Below are 20504 nucleotides of genomic sequence, written 5' to 3'. Positions count from 1 at the left end.
ATTTTATGTATATTTATGTTTTAGGTTCAGCTGCCGGAGGCGGGTTCCCGCAGTGGAATTGTAATTGCCCGAACTGTCATGGTGTGCGCACGGGTTCAATCCAAGCCAAAGCTCGTACTCAATCATCAATTGCTGTTTCTGAAAATGGAACAGACTGGGTTTTATTAAATGCATCACCTGATATCCGCCAGCAACTTTTCGAATTTAAAGCAGCTCAACCAGCGCGTAAATTGCGTGATACCGGAATAACAAGCGTTATTTTAATGGACAGTCAGTTAGATCATACGACTGGGCTTTTAACCTTACGTGAAGGTTGTCCAATGAATGTATGGTGTACAGAAATGGTCCACCAAGATTTAACAAGCGGCTTTCCAGTATTTAATATGCTCAAACACTGGAATGGTGGTCTTCAATACAATGAAATTAATCCTAAACAAGCCTTTAAAATTGATGGTTTCGAAAATTTAGAATTTTTACCTTTAATTATTAAAAGTGCTGCGCCACCATATTCACCGCATCGAAATGACCCACATGACGGTGACAATATCGCTTTAATTATCAATGATCATAAGACACAAAAACAGTTGTTCTATGCACCGGGTCTTGGAAAAATTGACGATCAAATCATGCAGATTATGCAGAGTTCAGACTGCGTCATGATTGATGGTACGCTTTGGACAGACGATGAAATGCAACAAACAGGGGTTGGAACTAAAACTGGCCGTGAAATGGGGCATTTATATATTAGTGGCGAAGGTGGTTCACTGTCTTATTTAAATCAGCTAAGTACGCCTAAAAAAGTGCTGATTCATATTAACAATACCAATCCAATTTTAAATGAAAACTCTAGCCAGTTTGCTGAGCTTAAAGCAAATGGTGTAGAAGTTGCCTATGACGGCATGCAGATTGAACTCTAAGGTGAAACATGACTCAAACACCTGAAGCTTTAACGACTGAACAATTCAAACAAGCCATTATTGATAAAGGCCAGTATTATCATATCTATCATCCATTTCATGTGATGATGTATGAAGGTAAAGCCACCCAGCAACAAATTCAGGCTTGGGTTGCAAACCGCTATTACTATCAAATTAATATTCCGCTTAAAGATGCGGCCATTATGGCAAATTGCCCCGACCAACGAGTCCGTCAAGAATGGATTCAACGCATGATCGATCAAGATGGTGAATATCCAGATGGCGGTGGTCGAGAAGCATGGCTACGCTTAGCCGAAGCTGTGGGCTTGAGTCGTGAACAAGTTATTTCTGAAGAGCTGGTATTACCGGGTGTGCGCTTTGCCGTAGATGCCTATGTAAACTTTGCACGCCGTGCTTCATGGCGTGAAGCAGCAAGCAGCTCTTTAACTGAACTTTTTGCCCCACAAATTCATCAGTCGCGACTTGATTCATGGCCGCAGCACTATCCATGGATTGATGATAAAGGTTATGAGTATTTCCGTTCTCGTTTAAGTCAAGCACGCCGTGACGTTGAACATGGTTTAACAATCACACTTGATTCATTTACAACTCATGAGCAACAAGAGCGAATGCTTGAAATATTGCAGTTTAAGCTGGATATTTTATGGAGCATTTTAGATGCTTTAACACTTGCACATGTTCACAATGAAGCGCCATATCACACTGTGACGAGCAAACGAGTTTGGCACAAAGGACTATTTAAATGAATAAAGAACAGTTTGATTTAAACCTTGTGCCGACATGGCGACAAGGTTACCGTTTTCAGTTCGAGCCAGCTCAAAATGGTTTTGTGATTTTATATCCTGAAGGCATGATCAAGTTAAATGAAAGTGCAGGGGCAATTGGGCAATATATTGATGGGCAGCAAAATGTTTCTGCAATTATTGCTCAGTTAAAGCAAAAGTTTGGTGATATTGCTGAGATTGATCAGGATGTAGTGGATTACATGCTGGTCGCAAAGCAGCAACACTGGATTGATTTAGTATGACAGAAGGTGTTGGCCTACCTTTATGGTTATTAGCGGAACTCACTTATCGATGTCCGCTACAATGCCCATATTGCTCAAACCCCTTGGACTATGCTCAGCATAAAAATGAGCTGACCACTCAAGAGTGGTTTGATGTTTTTGATCAAGCACGTCAGATGGGTGCTGTTCAACTCGGTTTCTCTGGTGGTGAACCACTGGTACGTCAAGATTTAGAACAACTCGTTGCACATGCTCATCAACAAGGGTTTTATACCAACTTAATTACATCGGGTATGGGGCTTACCGAACAACGTATTGCTGATCTAAAACAAGCGGGTTTAGACCACATTCAAGTGAGCTTTCAAGCGAGTGATCCTGTGGTAAATGATGCCTTGGCAGGTTCAAAGCATGCTTTTGAACAAAAGTATGAAATGTGCCGACTGGTTAAGAAATACGATTATCCGATGGTGCTTAACTTTGTTATTCATCGACATAACATTGACCAGATTGAACAAATCATTGAACTTTGCCTAGAGCTGAATGCAGACACAGTTGAGCTAGCAATTTGTCAGTTTTATGGTTGGGCTTTTTTAAACCGCCAAGGTTTATTACCCACACAAGAGCAACTGATACGTGCAGAACGGATTACCAATGAATATCGAGAAAAATTAAAAGCGCAAAATCATCCTTGCAAACTCATTTTTGTAGTGCCTGATTATTATGAAGAGCGACCAAAAGCCTGTATGAATGGCTGGGGTAAAATCTTCTTTACAGTTGCTCCAGATGGTATGGCGCTACCTTGCCATGCAGCACGACAATTGCCAATTTCATTTCCAAACGTCCGCGAACATAAATTGTCAGATATTTGGTATAAATCAACTGGATTTAATCATTTCCGTGGTGATGCATGGATGCCAGAAGGTTGCCGTAGTTGCCCAGATAAAGATCGAGATTTTGGCGGATGTCGTTGTCAGGCCTATATGTTGACTGGAGATGCAGCTAATGCCGATCCTGTATGTGGGAAATCGCCGTATCATCAAATGATTGAACAAGCACGTACAGAAAGTCAGTTGGCTGCACCACTGCAAAACTTAGTATTCCGTAATAGTAGAAACTCTAAATCTTTAAGCCCCACACAAAATATTCCAGTCCACACAATTACAGACATATAGCAAGTAGGAATGCTCATGAAGTGTAGCCATATTCCAGTTTTTGATGGGCATAATGATGCTTTAACACGCTTATGGCTAAGTGATCATCCAGATCCTGTACATGCTTTTATTCATGAATGTTTAGCAGGCCATCTTGACCTAAACCGCTGTCAACAAGCTGGTTTTACTGGAGGAATGTTTGCGATTTTTTTACCTCCGTATGGCTATGTTCAACAAAACCATCCTAATAAGCTATTTGATCAAAATGCTTTTGATTTTACCCAACAGCAAATTGAACAAATTTGCTTGGAACAACTCGATTTAGCTCATCAACTTGCTCAGCGCTCTGAAAATATTAAAATTTGCACATCAGTTCAAAATATTCAAGATTGCTTAGCAGAGCAAAAGCTAGCAATTATGTTGCATATGGAAGGTGCCGAAGCTTTACAACATAACCCTGATTTACTCGATGTATTTTATGAAAGAGGCCTGCGTAGTATTGGCCCACTTTGGAATAGACCGAGCCGCTTTGGACATGGTTTAAACGCAAAATTTCCTCATTCGCCTGACACTGGAGCAGGTCTTACCAGCGATGGCAAAGACTTTATAAAACGCTGTGCTGATAAAAAGATGGTGATTGATGTTTCACACATGAATGAACAAGCTTTTTGGAATACGGTAGATATATTGCAACAGCCTATTGTAGCAACGCACTCAAATGCACACGCTTTATGTGCTCAAGCACGCAACTTAACTGACTCGCAGCTTAAAGCAATCCGAGAAAGTAAAGGTATGGTAGGCGTAAATTTTGATGTCGCGTTTTTACGATCGGATGGGCAGCGCAATGCGGATACACCCATCGATGTAATTTTAGAACATTTAGAATATTTAATGGATCATTTGGGCGAGGAACATGTGGGCTTTGGCTCTGATTTTGACGGTGCACTTATTGGTACTGAACTTGAAGATGTGACAGGGCTACATCGCTTAATTGAGCGTATGCAACAGCGTGGTTATTCTAAAACACTGATTGAAAATATATGCCTTAATAATTGGGTGAGGATGTTTGATAGAATTTTGGGTTAACAATGAATGACTAAACAGAGTTAATCTACAGAATCATAACAGTTTTTTTATTGGCCGAAATGACTAAAAAAAATACAAATAGTTTAATTGTCAACCATTCGGTATATTCACTACACTCAACCTTACTGAATGTAAGAACATTTGGTATTTCAGGTTTTTTGTGGTTTTCACATTACCCATTTCTTCATGAGAAGTAGAAATGGGTTTTTCTTATCTCAAGCAAATAAACGTGATATCCATCACAATAACTACTGATTATTGGTATAACCACTCAACTCCATCTTGACTAAAACTTCAGCATTAAATACATTTGTAGTGTATTCAAAGATAATAAGATTGCTTAAAGCAATTCATAATACTGCTTAATCCTGAAATACAGTAAGAAGCCTATTCAAAATATAGAATAGGCTTTTTGCTTTGTATCAAAATTTATTTTTTAACTATTACACTATTCAATTAACATAAAAATTAAATACCTTACAAAAGCGGAGCAAATGAAAGCCGCTAAATAACAAATTATGTGCTATTAATTAAAGCTGATTTTTCAAAAGTTACTCCATCAATCGAAGAGGTGCAAAATGTTAAAGTCAATTTTAGTGATAGGAACAGGTATTGCGATTGGGATGTGTGTCTACAAGAAGAAGCAAAAGAACAGTAAGAGTTTTAACACAGATCACGATAGCGACTCAGTGACCAGTAAAGATAGAGTCCAAAATCAAGATGACGGCTCAATTGATAACGCTGTACAAGTTTAAAATTAAATAAAAAGGGGTTCAAATAATGAACCCTTTAATTTTATTAAAACTCATAATTATTTTAAATAGATTAACTTAAAGATAATAATTAAATTAATAATTACTCAACTATTCATTTAATTATTACAAAAGTATGATTAAAACAAAAAAAACACTTTCATTATTAAAAATTACATATTGTATCAGTGGAGTCTTTATTATTAGCGATGCGGATAATAAAAAAGGAGACTAGAATGTCAAAGCGCCATATTTTAAAAGAAGTAAATGCCAAAAGTATGTGTGGTATGGAAATTGTAGTTGAACAAATTTATGAAAATATTTATGAAAAAAATTTTGTCCAAGCTGAGCAAGAGCAAAGCTGGTTGCCACTCTCTAAAATTGTGATTTCGGATAAAGTCATTAATTTAGATCCAGATAACAGTTTTGCTCATCCAAGAACAGGTAAAGTTTTTAAAGTCTTGAACTCTTAATAAATTTGAGTCCACCAGCACACTACACGTTAAATGATTGAGGTGATTCCTACAGAGGTATCACCTGAATGTTTTTCAGTAAGAGCTGATTCTTCCCATTAACGCTTTAATTAAGAGAAATTGCATTTCATGACTCGTGATTAACTAAAAAATAGGTTAATTTGTTTATAAAGTTTTTAAGTAAACACTGATTTTTTATGATAATTGAGATAGAAACACATCCACTAGAACCCTTTTTACCTGAAAATGCGCGTTTACTCATGTTAGGTAGCTTTCCACCACCGCGTAATAAATGGAAGATGGATTTTTACTATCCAAATTTCCAAAATGATATGTGGCGAATTTTTGGTTTAATTTTTTTCCAAGACAAAACTTACTTTTTAAGTGAAAACCAAAAAAATTTTAATGAAGAACGTATCCGAAATTTCTTAATTGAAACAGGTATTGCAATCTTTGACACGGCTTATCAAATTAAGCGGTTGAAGGGGAATGCCGCAGATAAATTTCTTGAAATCGTAACGCCAACAGATCTTACTGTTTTGCTTCAGCAGATTCCTCTATGTCAGACCATCATGACCACTGGTGATAAAGCAACTGATACCTTAATTTCAGTTTTACCCGAGAACACTGAAAAACCGCTTATAGGGACATCTACATCGACTTACTTTGCAGGAAGAGATATTAATTTATATCGCTTACCATCTTCGTCTCGAGCTTATCCATTAGCGCTAGAGAAAAAAGCTGAGGCTTATCAGAAATTTTTTAAAGAAATTGGGATTTTATAAGTCAAGTTGAAGTGTTATTACATCATCCATTCAACGGGTAAATATGAAACGGCTTTAATCATTGTACGTTGGAAAAGGCTCGTATCTGGGTCTTTTTCATATTCAACAACTTGTCCATTTGACTGATAATCTAACCAAATAATTTTACCTTCACTGTTTAACTTAAGCTGATAAGCGACTTGAGGTAAATGCTGATCTAGCATGACCGAAATTTGTGCTTGTAATTGACTTGACTCAATAACAAGACCAACCTCAGTATTTAAGTAAGTCGAACGTGGATCAAAGTTAAAAGAACCAATAAATACTTTACCGTCCACATCAAAAAATTTGGCATGCAAGCTCGATTTATTTTTACCTTTTGCTGGAATCACACTTCCAGTTACCACTTCATACCAAGTTCTACGTCTGCGTTCTAAAAATGGCTTAAACTCAAATAGTTCTACACCGCTTTTAAGCATTTCGACCCGATATTGACTATAAAAAGCATGCACAATTGCTACATCATTTGCAGCAAAAGAGTTCGTTAAAACCCTAACTTTAACACCTTGAACTTTTAACTGTTTTAAATAGTAAGCGCCTTGTTGTGTAGGAACAAAATAAGCTGAAGCCAATTCGATGTGCTGTTTTGGTTCGCCCATAATGGCCATAACTTGCTCATAAAGCATCTCTTCTTTAGAGGCTGTTCCTAAGATCTTTTTCGGTGAATCTGCAACAAAATATGCTTTTGACCATTGAATTGGATAGTGCTCTAGAAGCTCTTTTAAATAAGTTTGAGCATCATAAAGCTTATCTTCGGTTTGGGTATGATTTTCACTTTCATGAAGCAAATCATGATAATGCTGTCGTAAAGATTGCAAGTGGTGGACAGCGCAAGTTCCGACCAGCTTGGTCGCATCTTGGCTTAACTCACTTTGCCAAAAATCATTAAAAACTGCTTGGGCATGCTGTACTGTATGCCCATAAAATAGGATATCTAGATCTGTAAACTGAAACTTACTGCTTGCATCAAAATACTCACTACTGATGTTACGACCGCCTGTTACAGCAATCACGCTATCTGCAATAATTAATTTATTATGCATACGATGATTTACTTTCTTGAACCGAAAAATATAGTCCAAGATTCTTATATATCTAAATTTGTATGGATTAAATAAACGAATTTCAAAGTTAGGATGGTGTAGAAGGCTTCTTAGAATACCATCAAGTTTTACTCCATTTTGATCGTCAATGAGTAACCGAACTTTTACACCACGATCTGCCGCCGTTAATAACTCGTGCAGCATCAAGTTTCCAACAAAATCATTTGTCCAAATATAGTATTGTAAATCGATTTTTTCTTTTGCATTTCTAATCAGATACATACGAGAGGCGATACTGATAAAAGCATCATCCAATGCAACAAAAGCAGTTAATCCTTGTTTAGTTTTTTCTGTAGCTTGTTCATCATTCAACCAATTAAAGCTATTTGTCACTGTACCATTCTCATCAGGGTCGTATGTACTGTCATACGAAGGTGTATGTGTAAAGCCCCAGGCATTTAATGCCATATTACTGTACTGCTGATAGAACTGATTAATCATGTAAGCTTTTAAGTCGCATCCAAGATAAGCACATCACAGCATTTTTATATTCAATTTATATGTCAAAATTCATATTAAACGGTATAAATGCATTCTGCCAAGCCTCAACTCTAGCAATTCCTTATATTTATAGGCACTTCTAAGAGAGCATATCCATTTAAACATATAAAGTTAAATTTAACCTTTTTAAGGCTAATGCTATATTCAATATTATTTTCTAAGGATGCTCGAGATGAGTCATGTAGGTTCTTGTCTATGCAATGAAGTCAAATTTTCTGTCACTAACGAAATCAAGACTGTGTACCATTGTCACTGTAGTCTCTGTCGTAAACAAACTGGAACAGGAGCGAATGCAGCAACTTTAGTGAGTAAGGATAAATTTGAATGGCTCTCAGGTTTTGAGCTTATCCATACTTATAAAAAAGAAACAGGCTTCACATCTTCATTTTGTAGTAAATGTGGATCGCCTGTACCTAATTTGGTAGGAACTACTCATTTTATGTGGATTCCATTAGGTCTATTAGAAAAAGACATTCAGGTTCTAAAGAAGCTTAATTTTTGTATAGTTTCAAAGACAAACTGGGCAAATACCATAATTGCAGATCAATCTTATAATCAGCTTCCAACTTTAGATGAGCTAAAAATATTTTTTGATTAGAATAAATTTTTATCTAAAAACGAGACTCAGTTTACATTAACTTTGTTTTTTTCGGATGGCTATGCTTGCAGGTTTCACAAAAACACACTAATTACAATTGGAAGCACAACAATTACATTAGAAAACATGATATCTATCATACTTCCTTAAAGGGCTGAGTGAGTAGCCTGACAATAAAAGGGAGAAAATAAAATGCCACAATATTTAATCATTGCTGAGAATGTGTATAAAAAAATTGAGGACAAAAATTTATTTTCTGAAAGCTCAGCAGAGAACTTAAATCAGTTGGTTGGTGTAATCCGCAAAGAAATTAAAGGAACCAAGTTTAAACTTAAATATAATTTTATAGATTTTGAAGAGTGCTTAACCAAGCCATTAGAAGAGTGTTCAATTAAGTTGGATATGAGCCTCATGCCCAACCATAAAAATAAAGATGAATATATACTTTGGCTCGCGGGTTTTATTGAAAGAATTACAACGGGAGGAGAGGCCAAGCTTCCACCAATCTCGAAATTTATTCCTCCAGACTTTAAGTTTAACTATGACGAACCTCCTAAAATGTCATCATCGACAAGTGATGATGGGGAGATGATTATTAATTATTTCAAATCAGATGCCTTTACTAAAATTATAAAAGAAGAAAAATAAGTTCAAAAAATATAGAAGTGATCGTCCACTACACTTCTATATGTCGCTGTAAATTCAGCAACCGCCTTCTGGGGCGGTTTTTTAATGGTGTTTTTTAAATATATTAAGCCTATTTAGTATAAATTTTAAAGCCGAGTGTTTTAGTCGATATTAATACCTACTAATTTAATCAGAATAAAAAGTCAAAAATAAATCACATTTTTAAACAATATGTTGTTATTATCGGCACAACTGATCAATTAAAATTAAAAATGCAGAAACAATTTAATAAAAATTAAAAACTTATTTTTATAACTTTGAAATTATACTTATATTTTATAAATAATTAATAAGGAGATAGAAATGCCAAAATACTTACTATTAGCAGAAAAAATTAATAAAAATATTAAATATAAATGCTCTAACAATCATTTTAAAAATTTAAATAATCTCATCATAGAAATCAAAAAAGCCATTGCAGGTACCGAATTAAAATTTTTATATAACTTTGTGAATTTCGAGGGTGCAGTTATTAGCTGTCAAAATGAAGTACCTATTACATTAGATATGAGTTTGATTCCAAAGCATAAAAATGAAGATGACTTTGTTTTATGGTTAGCAGATTTTATTGATCGTATCACCATAGATACAAGCAAAGGAATTGACTAAAGATAGTTAGCTTAGACAAACCATCAGGGATAAAATATTTAAGGTTCCTGTCTAGGGGCTGAATTCATATCATGTCGAACTCTGCTTATATTTTCATAAATGACCTTACGCATTCTGTTTACTGCACCTAATGGCTTATGTTCAGGTAAAGCATGCCACGGCGTAAAAGAAAGATTTTCACAGAACTGGTTTTGTTCAGGTGTATCAAAGTTTTGCTTTGGAATGTGAATAGTTGCTACTTGATAAAAGGGAGCTGCTTTTTCATCCCATTCTGTCATCGCATCTTCTACTAACATTTTACTTGAAGTTCTCGGCTGAATAAGGAACTCCATACAGGCATCATTATTTTGCAAAGTATTTTTTAAAGCTTCTCTTAAAAAATCATGACTAGGGTTTTTAGGTAAATTATCTGGTGTTACCGAACAAGCACGTACTGAATATTTAACTGCTTGCCGATCTTTGCCAAGTCCCAACTGATAGGGAACCATAGACCAGTAACGTGCATAGAGTGGATTTGCAATTTGTGAGTTACGTGCTCCCAGTGCATTCATGGTTCCCTTAAAACCTAAGACAAAAGGAATATGAAGTTTTCTGATCATATTATGGCTATTCACATCGTTCATAAAAGAAAGATATCTTTTTGCATCATTGGCAAAAAAGACAGGGTGATTAATCATAATAAAATCTTGAGTGGTCGCTTGTTTTTCACTTTCTAAAATTTTGTCTCCAGATACACCTAAAAGTTTTATGGCTATCCCTCGCGCATCTTTGTCAATGTCGGCACTCGTGGCGTCATTAGATGCATTCGAAAAACGAATCCATGCTTGATAACTTTGATCTGGGATAAAAACCCCTTTAGCAAACTGAGCAGGTATATTTTTTGAGACATTAAACTCGGCTCGAACACAACCATGCGCTTTTGGATGTGCATCACGCAAAGCATTTCCCACCGTGTATTGTTCACGAATTGACTTTTCAATGACTTGAGCTATGTTTTGAGCTAGCACTTCCTCATTAGGCTGTAACTTTTCTCCTAAAAATGGATCGATCTTCGGATAAATAACATTTTCGGAAGGAGTCTTTACTGGTGTGGTTCTTTGAGAATATAAAGCGTCACTACAACCTGTTAGTGCAAAAACAAGAGGAGTAAATACAAACAATATCCTAAAATGAGTAGGCTGCATAAAATTTGACATTTATTATCTCCTCGGTGCAAAAATATTTTAGGATAATGTTAAGTTTAATTGTTTAACTATATTTTGAGCTTTATAAAAAATATTAACTGTAAATAATTTAAACGTCATTGTTACTTATCTGAACAATAAAATAAAAATTATTATTTAATATAAAACCTCTTAATACATTAAGAGAATGTAGACATGATAACTAACTCACAAAATGTACAAAATAATTCTAATTCATCACCACATCCAATCACTCAAAATACACTTATTGATCGGTTTAGTCCTATCTATTGGAGAATAGACGGTCCACAAACAATGTCTTTTGCCATTACTAATTATGGAAATGGTTTTGAAGCATCTTTTAGAGCGCGAATGGCAAATGATCTAGTAGGAATTACGTGGGATTCTAATGATACTAAAGATCATAAATTTTTAGCGTATCAAACCAAATATAGCTATGCAGGGGTGGTTTGGGACTTTGATATTGAGTTATCTGCCACGATGCCTGTGCTTAATAATCCAAGTTTAACGCCCACTTTAACGGTGTACTATAATGAAAATGGCGTAGATAAAGTTGCCTATGTGGTCTTATTTAACTATGCAAATAATCCTTCATCGCGAACGGCACATATTCATATTAACTGGGATACAGTAAAAGCTGGCTTTTCTGCTACAGATAGCTTCCCGGTAACTAACATTCGACAGATTTCATTTTCAGGTTTCACGAGCCATTATAATAGCCAATCAGCCTTACCTTTAAGCCAGCCTGAAGATGGCTACATTCGTCTGACCAATTCAGTCGTAACTGGTACAAATGCAAAGTTAAATTTGAGCCGTGTGGTTGTTCCTCAGCACAATTATGGTATCTGTACGAGCTATGACGACCACTATGATTTAAACCCGCAGCGCTTAGTCAACAATATGGTGACTTTGGGATATAAGGGTTTGGTTAACCACTATTGTGGAATGTCACATTATCCTGAAATGACATGGAAAAGTGATATTAATAAATGGCAAATACCAGATACGCTGGTAACAGGTGAAGCGGTCGTTAACTCATGTACGCGTAAATGGCATGAGAAATATGCGCAGGCTTTACATAGCGCCAGTCTGCAACCCATCTTTGGGATAAGCTTTGAAATGTATTCCTTGGGGGCTAATGAATATTGGGCTCAACGTGACTGGAACAGTAATTTGGGTAAAACAGGCTATCAACCACCGAGCTATTTTTTTAGTTTAAGTCATCAGAATGCTTTGGCATATCTACGTAAAGTCTTTATTGAATTTGCAGATGCAATGGTAGTAGGGGGATGTGATGTAAACATGCAGATTGGTGAACCTTGGTGGTGGTATAACACCGATACGAATCTACCTTGTGTATATGACTATCCAACAAAACTAGCCTTTAATGCAGATACAGGTTTATATGCACCAGATTTGGGTACAATTTATGAAGCAATGAATAAGACAGGAACGCCATATGATGAGTTTAAAACATGGCTCAGAAATAAATTAGGTCAAACCTGTCAAGACATTCGTACCGTTATCAAAGCAAAATATTCAACTGCCAAAGTTAGCCCACTTATTTTCTTTCCTTCGATTCAATCGCCAATTCAGACACTAGCAACTTATATTAACTATCCAAGCACGCACTATTCATATCCTAATTTTGATTACATGATGACAGAAGCTTATGACTGGCTATTAGAAGCCCGCTTAGACTTAGCACATCAGGCCGTTTCGCAAATACCTATACAAGGGCTAGGCTATCCTGCAAATAAAGTCATTTATTTATCAGGATTCGTTCCTGATGCATCTATTGCTTACATTTATGGGTTTGATAAAACCAAACCATATCGGACGCCCATTTGGCAACGAATTTTTGGTGATATGAAAAACAATGTTTCTTTAGGTTTAATGAAACAATTTATCTGGGCATATCCACAAGTCATGTTTGATTCAATTACGATCGATACCACTCAAGCCCCAAATGGCTTCTTTGTTGAAAATACGCTTTATTCGCCAATTAGTGATAACACACCATATCCACCAGATATTTACCTATAAGTAAACATAAACCGTTTATAAGATAAGTGATTTGATAGAAAACCTCTTCAAGTAAGAGGTTTTCTTCTTTTTGAAACATAGGCTTGCTTAGACTTACCTGACTGGCTATGCTGTGATGGATTGTCATGAAAGCCAATTTTAATTTAAGCAAAATTAATCTCTTGTATTACTGTTTACATAATCTATTTTGCTCGACTATAAATACCGAATGATTTAAAGGAAACCCAAAGATGAAATCTCGTGCAGCTGTCGCCTTTGCCCCAGGAAAACCTTTAGAGATTGTTGAAGTTGATGTTGCACCACCTCAAGCAGGTGAAGTTTTAATAAAAATTACCCATACAGGGGTATGTCATACCGATGCTTTTACATTATCTGGCGATGATCCAGAAGGTGTTTTTCCTGCCATTTTAGGTCATGAAGGTGCAGGTGTTGTGGTTGAAGTAGGTGAGGGCGTAACAAGCGTTAAACCTGGTGACCACGTGATTCCACTTTATACAGCTGAATGTAAAGAATGCTTATTCTGTAAATCTGGAAAAACCAACTTGTGTGTTGCAGTACGTGCGACTCAAGGTAAAGGTGTAATGCCAGATGGAACCACGCGTTTTTCTTATAATGGTGAACCGATTTATCATTACATGGGTTGTTCAACATTTAGTGAATATACGGTAGTTGCAGAAGTATCTTTAGCTAAAATCAATCCTGAAGCGAATCACGAACAAGTATGTTTACTTGGATGTGGTGTGACGACTGGTATTGGCGCCGTGCATAACACAGCGAAAGTACAAGAAGGTGATTCTGTTGCTGTATTTGGCTTAGGTGGTATTGGTTTAGCTGTTGTACAAGGTGCACGTCAAGCGAAAGCTGGGCAAATTATTGTGGTAGACACAAACCCAGATAAATTTGAACTTGCTAAGCAATTTGGCGCTACAGATTTCTTAAATCCTAAAGATTACGATAAACCTATTCAGCAAGTTATTGTAGAAATGACAGGCTGGGGTGTTGACCACTCATTTGAATGTATTGGTAACGTCAATGTTATGCGCTCGGCTCTAGAGTGTGCACATCGTGGTTGGGGACAATCCGTCATTATTGGTGTTGCGGGTGCCGGCCAAGAAATTTCGACTCGTCCATTTCAGCTAGTTACTGGCCGTAAATGGTTAGGTACTGCGTTTGGTGGGGTAAAAGGCCGCTCACAACTTCCAAAAATGGTCGAAGATGCAATGAAAGGTGAGATTCAACTTGAACCATTTGTAACGCATACTATGCCTTTACAAGACATTAATACTGCTTTTGATTTAATGCACGAAGGCAAATCAATCCGTACAGTCATTCATTTCTAAATGAAATAAAAAAAGGGCTGTGATTCAGCCCTTTTTTACGACTTATAGTTTTATATCTTAAATAGCATTACCGCACATGTCAGTTGTACCCTGAGGATAGTTAAACTGTAGCGCATTACGGTCAGTGATAAGCTCATTAAACAATTCTTGTCCAAATAATTGATTAGAATATACTGATATACTGCTTGCTACAGAAAAACTTATATTTTCAAGAGGCGCAGGTAAAGAAGATTGATAACCTTGATCAACACCATTAAAAATGAAACCGACTTGTCTAGTATTCTGATTAATATATATTCCTAAACGTTGGTATTCCTGTGTATTATTTGTCATGTTTTGACTCTTGTAGTAGGAGTGATCAGGTCCACTATTATCGCTAACTCGATAAGCCACTGAATAACTTAATCTAGGAGGGTTTTCACCAAAATCTGGATCATAAGTTCCCATTTCAAACCCATAGCTTGATCTAACTGAATAACCGTTATTTGTTACGCCAGTAAAATAAATACTAGACATATAAGCATTGTTTTCAAAACCTGAGTTAACAAGCGTTATTGTTGGAATTTTAAACTCCATTTCAAATGCAATAATACCTGTGTGAGGTATCGTTAAATCTCCAATGTCATTAGACGAATTAAGACTCGCTTTACTTTTAGCTACATAATCTATGTAGCCATACTCACTTTCCGGCCTAGGCTCTACTTTTAGACTAAATTTTTGACCTGTTATCGATGGAAATATACTCAGAGGAACATATCCAGGATTTTCATTACTCCAAACATCATAGTCTTGTTGTGTGGCATCAAAATTGTATTGACAGACAGGGGCAGAATTAAGGGAATTCGTTTGAGCTAATAGCATCTGTGGTGCTAATTTTTCATTCTTTACAGATGATGAACTGCTTTTAGATCCGACTTTTCGGTTAGCTTCATTACGCGGTCTGGTACTCGTATTGTCAGAAGATACCTCATACATGGCCCAACATAATGTAATTGTACTAACAGCCACTAAACCTATTTTTTTCATAAAATATTCCTATCGAGTTAAGTATTAAATTTTTAGAAAGTAGCGATAAAGTAAAATTTATTATTAATTTTTAAATATTTGAAATTATTAGGTTTATAAACTATTGAATATGATTAATCATATTCAATAGTTACAGTAGCCATTGCACGTACTTTACCAGCAGTCACATTTGCTGCTGTTTGATAGTAGCGAGCAGTCATCGGTATGTTATATTGAAGTGTCTGGTTAGAAGACAATGTACCTAAAGCGAGCTTATCGCCTTTTTTGATGACCTGATTCTTATTTTGATAATTCCACAATAGCTGTACACCCACACCATTGGCTTTTTCAGATGCAGCAGCTGTATTTGTTAAAACCTGATTGTTTGTGCCGTCTTGGGTAAAGTCGTAAGTTAAACTAATGAGGTTTTTCTCTTCATAACCCGTTGGGTTAATACCACCATTACAAAGAATGTTCATATCAAAAGTTTGTTCGCCTTGAGTAGAACCAACGCCTTTGAATCCAGCCTTTGTAACTGTAGGAAGCTGTACTACCTTGTTAATATTCCCTTGAATTTCACATGAAGAGGATGCAATGGTAATCGCATTAGCATTAACAGTACTTGTTAAGAATGGTTGATTTGGAAAACCGCGGACATAATAGCTACTATATCTACCCGGTACTAACGTTCCAGAGCCAGTTTGTGGAGCAATTTTAATAATTTCCACCACAAAATAACCAGATCCTAAATAACGAGTACCAGATATTCCACCACGTACATAAGGATAATAGCCCGAGAAATTCGTATTATTGTCTGCTTCACGATAGAGGCGAATACCAATACCCGGAATGTTCGTGGTATAGATGCTATTGCCTAAAGAACTTAAAGGGTAAGATTGGGTTAATTCAGCAATTACTGTATCGTAATTATCGCATAGGCGCGCTTCAGTGGAAGTACGGTTAATAGGAAAAGTCGCTTTTCTTAAAACTGCCCCGACTTGGTCACTAGGGCGTACAACAACACGCCCTACAGACATAAGGACATCATTTGCCTCATAATTATATATACGACATGCAGCATTAGCCTCACCATACACACCAAGGCCAGCCGTAAATAAGAAACCTGTTAATAATATTCTTTTCATTTGCAGACAGCCTCAGTCATTACCATGCTTTGTTGCTTATTTTGCAACTGATTACTAATATTGTACTCAACTGAACAACGTTCATTGCTTTCGTCACCCCATTTCACATAGAGACGGTCTTGAGCAAGTGGAGTACGTAAGTAAATCATACTACCTTGTGCAACAATACCAACAGCTTCATCTTTTTGGTTAAAGACTTGAGCTGCAAACGGTAAGCTGTTGCCATCTACAGTTTTACTATTAATGTAAACTGCATAACCAGTTTTAGTTGCAAAATCTACTTTAGCAATTGCGCCAGCAAAAGGTGCAATACGTTGACTTGTTTCTTCAAGTTCTACTTCGCTCGACATTTCTTGTGGGTCAAGGGTAATGTCATTAAGACGGTACGGAGTAACATAAGGAACTACCGCATAACCAGCCTTGTTCACGCTTAAACCAACAGCATTATTAACTTTTGCTCCAGTAGCTTCTGGCGCATGCACAAGTACCATCGTTTGGCCTTGTTCAGGTCCAAATAAAATACCTTCCGAGTGCGCAACCACACTACCAGTTAAGCTTACCATCGCTTGTTGGTAAGAGTCAGCCACACTATAAGAACCACCCACAGTTGTATAGTTAGTACGATAACGACCATTTACGTTAAATGATGGATTCGCATAGTCCTGATGTGACATTGAAGCGCCATAACTAAAGCGATCTCCAACCATTCCACTTGCACCAACAGTGCGGCTGTCTTCAGAAGCAGTAACGTTGACGTTAACTGAATTCTTTTTGAAATCAATCGGGAACGATAATGTCATTAAATATTCAGTATCGTGTGTTTGATTCGTTGAGCCATATTCAACTTTACGGTTAATTGCAGATAAACCATAAGTTAAGCCATGGAAATTATTACTATAACCAAGCTGATATTGTTTAGTACTTTCGCTACGGTTCCAATAGTCAACCCACGAACCCACTACATAGAAGTTACCCCAACCTTCAGGTAAACCTTGGTTCAAGGTAATTTGGAATTCGCTACGTTGACGACCAGCAGAGTAGGTATTAATACCTTTTTCTTCAAAATCACGGATAAGTAGAGCATCACGTAATTTGTAGAAGTTTTCTGTTGAGTAACGATAGGCTGCTAATGTTAAGTTTGTGTTGGTCGGAGTAATTAGCTTGCTATAACTTAAACGGAAACTTTGCCCCGATTGTGAAGACTGCTTTTCAAAGTCAGCTTCAGAATGTGTAACATCAAGTGCAATCGCACCAATTGGCGTAGCAAAAGCAGCACCCAACAATACAGCGGCATAATTTTCTGTAGCTTGTATGCCCGTATAACCTGTTAGGTAGTTGTTAATACCTTGCTGGTATTTACCTTGAACTACCCAAGGATCGAGATCAATATCCTGATCGCGGAACTGACCTACAGTTAATGAATAACGATTCATGCCAGGACGTAGCATCTGCACAACAGATGCGTAAGGCACAGCAAACTTTTGTATTTCACCATTTGCTTCAATAACAGTAACTTCAATTTCGCCACCAAAACCAGTAGGGTAAAGGTCATTAATTTCAAAGTTACCTGGTGCTACAGTTGTTTGATAAATAAGTTGACCTTGTTGACGAACTTCAATTTTTGCATTGGTTTTGGCATTACCACGAATACGCGGAGCATAACCAAGCATACTATTTGGTAACATTCGATCATCACTTGAGAAATCGATACCACGATAACCATATGAGTCAAATATTTCGCCGTTTGTAAAGCTATCACCTAAGGTTAAAACACCACGGTATTTAGGGAATGCGCGCTGTAAGTAAGTACTTGTTTCTTCGTAACTTGATTTAGATTGATTTTCGGCAGGGGTGTCTTGCCATTGCCATTGGCCATTATGACGTAATTGCCAACCGCCTAAATTTAGTCCAGCAGTCACGCCCATAAACGCGTTTGTTGTTTCGCTTTGGTCATTAGACTGAGTAAATGTTTTGTAAGCACTGCCGTTATAAGATAAAAAGGCAGCATTAATCCCTCGATCCCATAGACTTGGGTCGACATAGCCTTGCGCATTTTTTTGCAAAGCAACTTGTGGAATCGAGATATCTACACGTAAGCGAGAGTTATCAAACTCATAAAATGCATTTTCAACCCACTCTTCAATTTTGTAACAACTACTATTTTCTTTTTGAAGAGAAGCGTGTTGCGCTAAAATCTCTTGTTTTACACCATATTCAGCAAGAGTATTTCCTGTAAAGCAGGTTACAGCATTTTTATTTGATTCTAATGCTTTAAAGAACATACGACGTTTGCCAAACCATTGGCCATTTACATAAACGTCAACATTATATTCGCCTGGTAAAACAGGGTTCCCGTATTTAAAACGAGAAATATCAACTTTTTGAGCATCGCCAATTAAAAAAGCAGAATCAAATTCAGCTTCTACAGGAGCACTCGCGACTGTTTCTTCAGCGTGCACGAATACAGGCATTGTCATTGTGACAACACCAGAAGCCAAGTAGTAACAAATATGGCGTTTTAATAATTTATAAGATTCTTGCCTTTTTTTTGGCATAGCTAAGTCCGCCTACTCACATAATAGGTGCTTAAATTTATTAAAAAGATAAATCTGATTACTGAAGTTTTATTTGGTGTTCGACTCGACCACCATAGTCATTGACATTCATAAAACTCATATCTTGAAGATTGCCATTCTTAAGCTGAACAGACTCTTCAGAAAAAGGTTTAATCATTAAACCTTGAGGTAATAAATCAACTTTTTTATCACCTGCCTTTTGGTAAACAGAAGTCATCGTGATATGAAAAGGAGTTGGATTTTTTACCGTTAAATTTTGACCAGATTTAACCCATTGAAGCTTATCAGCTGCTAAATTCGCATCGTCTTTAATCGAAGCTGGTCGATAAAAGAATTTAATACGTGAGCGAATTGCTAATTGCAGGAAATTATCAGGCGTCGTATTTTCAGTTTTTGAAGTTGGTCTTGGAGGAATATCCAAAACGTTTAACCACAAAACTGTTTCTTGCTTCTGATTTAGCTGAGAAGCTGTTGGCAGAGCAGTAATACGAAGGGTCTGACTTTTTGTAGCCTCAACACGAGAAATAGGAGGAGCAATCATAAAAGGTACTTTTGATTGGTCCGGAGTGCTTTTTGAGTCGCCTTCATCAAGCCATGCTTGAACAAGTGCTGGTTTTGAACCGTTATTACTAACTTGTAGTGTAACTTCGCGAGCATCCGAAGGATAAATCACACGAGTGCCATGAATTACAATTTCTGCTTGAGTAGCAGGTGCAACAACTGCTGAAGCAAATGCCAAACCTAACAAAAAATTATAACTGTTCAATTTCATTTTTCGAGTTCTCAACCAACAAAGATTCGGGAAAGCGTCACAAAAAGAGGGTTTCCATGTAAACATAGAAACCCTCTCATCCATCAATTATTGATAGATAATTGTGTATTGAACAGAAGTGTTTACTTTACCAGCAGTAGAAGCGCCAGTTGCATAGTATTCAGCATAGTAGTTAAGGTCTGCGCTACCAGCTGCAGCTACGTCAACCCATTGAGAGTTAGCTTGAGCACCGTTTGCACCAGCAGCAAGAACTGGGATGAAGTTGTTGTTGCTACCTAAAAGTTGAACGTTAACGTTTTTAGCACCAGTAGCGTCTTTGTTAAGTAAACGACCAGTATTAAAGTCAACGTTAGCACCTGGTTCGAAGTAAGTAGCTACTTTACCTTCAGAACAGTTAGCTAATTTAATTTGGAAAGGAGTACGACCAGCAACATCCCCAGCAACAGCTAAAGTTTGCTTAGAAACAGTTGGAAGAGTAACTGTGAAGTCTTTACCAGCTGGAGTAACGATGTCACAAGTTTTGTCTGTAACTAAACCATTAATTGTAATTGTACCATCAGCAGCTTGAGCATTCGCAATCCCTACAACCGAAAGAGCAGCGATCAAAGCAAGTTTTTTCATAGTGTTTTCTCAAAAGTCTGGATAAAAGTTTATTTCCTTACTTTTCCAGTGTTTGACATCTTGAAA

General features: G+C 36.9%; 20 protein-coding genes. 13 read left to right on the top strand and 7 right to left on the bottom strand.

Going from position 1 to position 20504, the window contains the following annotated elements; genetic code table 11:
• Positions 1-5 precede the first annotated feature (5 nt).
• The 8 genes from pqqB (at position 6) to QLG01_RS13925 (ending at position 6191) form a co-directional block, all read left to right on the top strand.
• Positions 6-917, top strand: a complete 912-nt coding sequence (pqqB, locus tag QLG01_RS13960; RefSeq protein ID WP_262729799.1) for a pyrroloquinoline quinone biosynthesis protein PqqB — start codon at positions 6-8, stop codon at positions 915-917.
• An 8-nt stretch (positions 918-925) separates the two neighbouring features.
• Complete coding sequence (pqqC, locus tag QLG01_RS13955; RefSeq protein WP_032006186.1) at positions 926-1684, top strand: pyrroloquinoline-quinone synthase PqqC; 759 nt, start codon at positions 926-928, stop codon at positions 1682-1684.
• Positions 1681-1965, top strand: a complete 285-nt coding sequence (gene pqqD / locus QLG01_RS13950) for a pyrroloquinoline quinone biosynthesis peptide chaperone PqqD (protein WP_004792407.1) — start codon at positions 1681-1683, stop codon at positions 1963-1965. The genes pqqC and pqqD overlap by 4 nt, the downstream gene beginning before the upstream one ends.
• Positions 1962-3116 carry a pyrroloquinoline quinone biosynthesis protein PqqE gene (gene pqqE / locus QLG01_RS13945; protein ID WP_282496744.1) on the top strand — a complete coding sequence of 385 codons (1155 nt, stop codon included), beginning with the start codon at positions 1962-1964 and terminating at the stop codon, positions 3114-3116. Before pqqD ends, pqqE begins: the two co-directional genes overlap by 4 nt.
• 15 nt (positions 3117-3131) lie before the next feature.
• Positions 3132-4181: a dipeptidase gene (locus QLG01_RS13940; protein WP_282496742.1), complete on the top strand. Its 1050-nt coding sequence runs from the start codon at positions 3132-3134 to the stop codon at positions 4179-4181.
• Positions 4182-4759: 578 nt separating this feature from the next.
• Positions 4760-4936 carry a hypothetical protein gene (locus QLG01_RS13935; protein ID WP_004792403.1) on the top strand — a complete coding sequence of 59 codons (177 nt, stop codon included), beginning with the start codon at positions 4760-4762 and terminating at the stop codon, positions 4934-4936.
• A gap of 233 nt (positions 4937-5169) precedes the next feature.
• A complete protein-coding gene (locus QLG01_RS13930; protein ID WP_004792401.1) occupies positions 5170-5406 on the top strand; it encodes a hypothetical protein in 237 nt (78 codons plus the stop codon).
• 197 nt (positions 5407-5603) lie between these two features.
• Complete coding sequence (locus QLG01_RS13925) at positions 5604-6191, top strand: uracil-DNA glycosylase family protein (protein WP_087088664.1); 588 nt, start codon at positions 5604-5606, stop codon at positions 6189-6191.
• 17 nt (positions 6192-6208) lie between these two features.
• Here QLG01_RS13925 and QLG01_RS13920 read toward each other — a convergent pair whose 3' ends face one another.
• Positions 6209-7774, bottom strand: a complete 1566-nt coding sequence (locus tag QLG01_RS13920) for a phospholipase D family protein (RefSeq protein ID WP_282496741.1) — start codon at positions 7772-7774, stop codon at positions 6209-6211.
• Positions 7775-7997: 223 nt separating this feature from the next.
• On the opposite strand from QLG01_RS13920, the gene QLG01_RS13915 reads away from it, so the two are divergent.
• The 3 genes from QLG01_RS13915 to QLG01_RS13905 all read left to right on the top strand — a co-directional run bounded on the left by QLG01_RS13915 (position 7998) and on the right by QLG01_RS13905 (position 9728).
• A complete protein-coding gene (locus QLG01_RS13915; protein WP_282496740.1) occupies positions 7998-8432 on the top strand; it encodes a GFA family protein in 435 nt (144 codons plus the stop codon).
• A 192-nt stretch (positions 8433-8624) separates the two neighbouring features.
• Positions 8625-9080 carry a hypothetical protein gene (locus QLG01_RS13910; protein WP_151826613.1) on the top strand — a complete coding sequence of 152 codons (456 nt, stop codon included), beginning with the start codon at positions 8625-8627 and terminating at the stop codon, positions 9078-9080.
• A 342-nt stretch (positions 9081-9422) separates the two neighbouring features.
• Positions 9423-9728, top strand: a complete 306-nt coding sequence (locus QLG01_RS13905; RefSeq protein ID WP_282496739.1) for a hypothetical protein — start codon at positions 9423-9425, stop codon at positions 9726-9728.
• 38 nt (positions 9729-9766) lie between these two features.
• On the opposite strand, the gene QLG01_RS13900 is transcribed toward QLG01_RS13905, so the two are convergent.
• Positions 9767-10924 (bottom strand): catalase family protein, encoded by a 1158-nt coding sequence (locus tag QLG01_RS13900; protein WP_282496738.1) that lies wholly within the window; start codon positions 10922-10924, stop codon positions 9767-9769.
• Positions 10925-11107: 183 nt separating this feature from the next.
• Here QLG01_RS13900 and QLG01_RS13895 point away from each other — a divergent pair, with 183 nt between their 5' ends.
• Positions 11108-12979: a phage capsid protein gene (locus tag QLG01_RS13895; protein WP_282496737.1), complete on the top strand. Its 1872-nt coding sequence runs from the start codon at positions 11108-11110 to the stop codon at positions 12977-12979.
• Positions 12980-13209: 230 nt separating this feature from the next.
• Positions 13210-14319, top strand: a complete 1110-nt coding sequence (locus QLG01_RS13890) for an S-(hydroxymethyl)glutathione dehydrogenase/class III alcohol dehydrogenase (protein ID WP_033850079.1) — start codon at positions 13210-13212, stop codon at positions 14317-14319.
• A gap of 57 nt (positions 14320-14376) precedes the next feature.
• On the opposite strand, the gene QLG01_RS13885 is transcribed toward QLG01_RS13890, so the two are convergent.
• The 5 genes from QLG01_RS13885 to QLG01_RS13865 all read right to left on the bottom strand — a co-directional run bounded on the left by QLG01_RS13885 (position 14377) and on the right by QLG01_RS13865 (position 20438).
• The gene (locus tag QLG01_RS13885) at positions 14377-15345 is read right to left on the bottom strand and encodes a DUF4882 family protein (protein WP_282496736.1); all 969 of its coding nucleotides are present in this window, start codon (positions 15343-15345) and stop codon (positions 14377-14379) included.
• 113 nt (positions 15346-15458) lie between these two features.
• Positions 15459-16469 (bottom strand): fimbrial protein, encoded by a 1011-nt coding sequence (locus QLG01_RS13880; RefSeq protein WP_151988163.1) that lies wholly within the window; start codon positions 16467-16469, stop codon positions 15459-15461.
• Positions 16466-19024, bottom strand: coding sequence for a fimbria/pilus outer membrane usher protein (locus QLG01_RS13875; RefSeq protein WP_282496735.1), 2559 nt, complete (start codon positions 19022-19024; stop codon positions 16466-16468). Before QLG01_RS13875 ends, QLG01_RS13880 begins: the two co-directional genes overlap by 4 nt.
• A gap of 58 nt (positions 19025-19082) precedes the next feature.
• Entirely contained in the window at positions 19083-19817 is a 735-nt protein-coding gene (locus tag QLG01_RS13870) for a fimbria/pilus periplasmic chaperone (protein WP_004792379.1), read from the bottom strand.
• A gap of 87 nt (positions 19818-19904) precedes the next feature.
• Entirely contained in the window at positions 19905-20438 is a 534-nt protein-coding gene (locus tag QLG01_RS13865; RefSeq protein ID WP_000731817.1) for a fimbrial protein, read from the bottom strand.
• Positions 20439-20504: the final 66 nt, after the last annotated feature.

It is taken from the genome of Acinetobacter sp. V89_4, assembly GCF_029967875.1.
In the GTDB taxonomy this organism is placed as follows: domain Bacteria; phylum Pseudomonadota; class Gammaproteobacteria; order Pseudomonadales; family Moraxellaceae; genus Acinetobacter; species Acinetobacter oleivorans.
Note: the sequence above shows the minus strand (reverse complement) of the source record. Positions and strands in the feature narration are given on the sequence as shown.

Coding starts and splice junctions, on each gene's coding strand:
- pqqB (WP_262729799.1), top strand. CDS start 6: ATGTATATTTATGTTTTAGGTTCAGCTGCCGGAGGCGGGTTCCCGCAG.
- pqqC (WP_032006186.1), top strand. CDS start 926: ATGACTCAAACACCTGAAGCTTTAACGACTGAACAATTCAAACAAGCC.
- pqqD (WP_004792407.1), top strand. CDS start 1,681: ATGAATAAAGAACAGTTTGATTTAAACCTTGTGCCGACATGGCGACAA.
- pqqE (WP_282496744.1), top strand. CDS start 1,962: ATGACAGAAGGTGTTGGCCTACCTTTATGGTTATTAGCGGAACTCACT.
- QLG01_RS13940 (WP_282496742.1), top strand. CDS start 3,132: ATGAAGTGTAGCCATATTCCAGTTTTTGATGGGCATAATGATGCTTTA.
- QLG01_RS13935 (WP_004792403.1), top strand. CDS start 4,760: ATGTTAAAGTCAATTTTAGTGATAGGAACAGGTATTGCGATTGGGATG.
- QLG01_RS13930 (WP_004792401.1), top strand. CDS start 5,170: ATGTCAAAGCGCCATATTTTAAAAGAAGTAAATGCCAAAAGTATGTGT.
- QLG01_RS13925 (WP_087088664.1), top strand. CDS start 5,604: ATGATAATTGAGATAGAAACACATCCACTAGAACCCTTTTTACCTGAA.
- QLG01_RS13920 (WP_282496741.1), bottom strand. CDS start 7,774: ATGATTAATCAGTTCTATCAGCAGTACAGTAATATGGCATTAAATGCC.
- QLG01_RS13915 (WP_282496740.1), top strand. CDS start 7,998: ATGCTCGAGATGAGTCATGTAGGTTCTTGTCTATGCAATGAAGTCAAA.
- QLG01_RS13910 (WP_151826613.1), top strand. CDS start 8,625: ATGCCACAATATTTAATCATTGCTGAGAATGTGTATAAAAAAATTGAG.
- QLG01_RS13905 (WP_282496739.1), top strand. CDS start 9,423: ATGCCAAAATACTTACTATTAGCAGAAAAAATTAATAAAAATATTAAA.
- QLG01_RS13900 (WP_282496738.1), bottom strand. CDS start 10,924: ATGTCAAATTTTATGCAGCCTACTCATTTTAGGATATTGTTTGTATTT.
- QLG01_RS13895 (WP_282496737.1), top strand. CDS start 11,108: ATGATAACTAACTCACAAAATGTACAAAATAATTCTAATTCATCACCA.
- QLG01_RS13890 (WP_033850079.1), top strand. CDS start 13,210: ATGAAATCTCGTGCAGCTGTCGCCTTTGCCCCAGGAAAACCTTTAGAG.
- QLG01_RS13885 (WP_282496736.1), bottom strand. CDS start 15,345: ATGAAAAAAATAGGTTTAGTGGCTGTTAGTACAATTACATTATGTTGG.
- QLG01_RS13880 (WP_151988163.1), bottom strand. CDS start 16,469: ATGAAAAGAATATTATTAACAGGTTTCTTATTTACGGCTGGCCTTGGT.
- QLG01_RS13875 (WP_282496735.1), bottom strand. CDS start 19,024: ATGCCAAAAAAAAGGCAAGAATCTTATAAATTATTAAAACGCCATATT.
- QLG01_RS13870 (WP_004792379.1), bottom strand. CDS start 19,817: ATGAAATTGAACAGTTATAATTTTTTGTTAGGTTTGGCATTTGCTTCA.
- QLG01_RS13865 (WP_000731817.1), bottom strand. CDS start 20,438: ATGAAAAAACTTGCTTTGATCGCTGCTCTTTCGGTTGTAGGGATTGCG.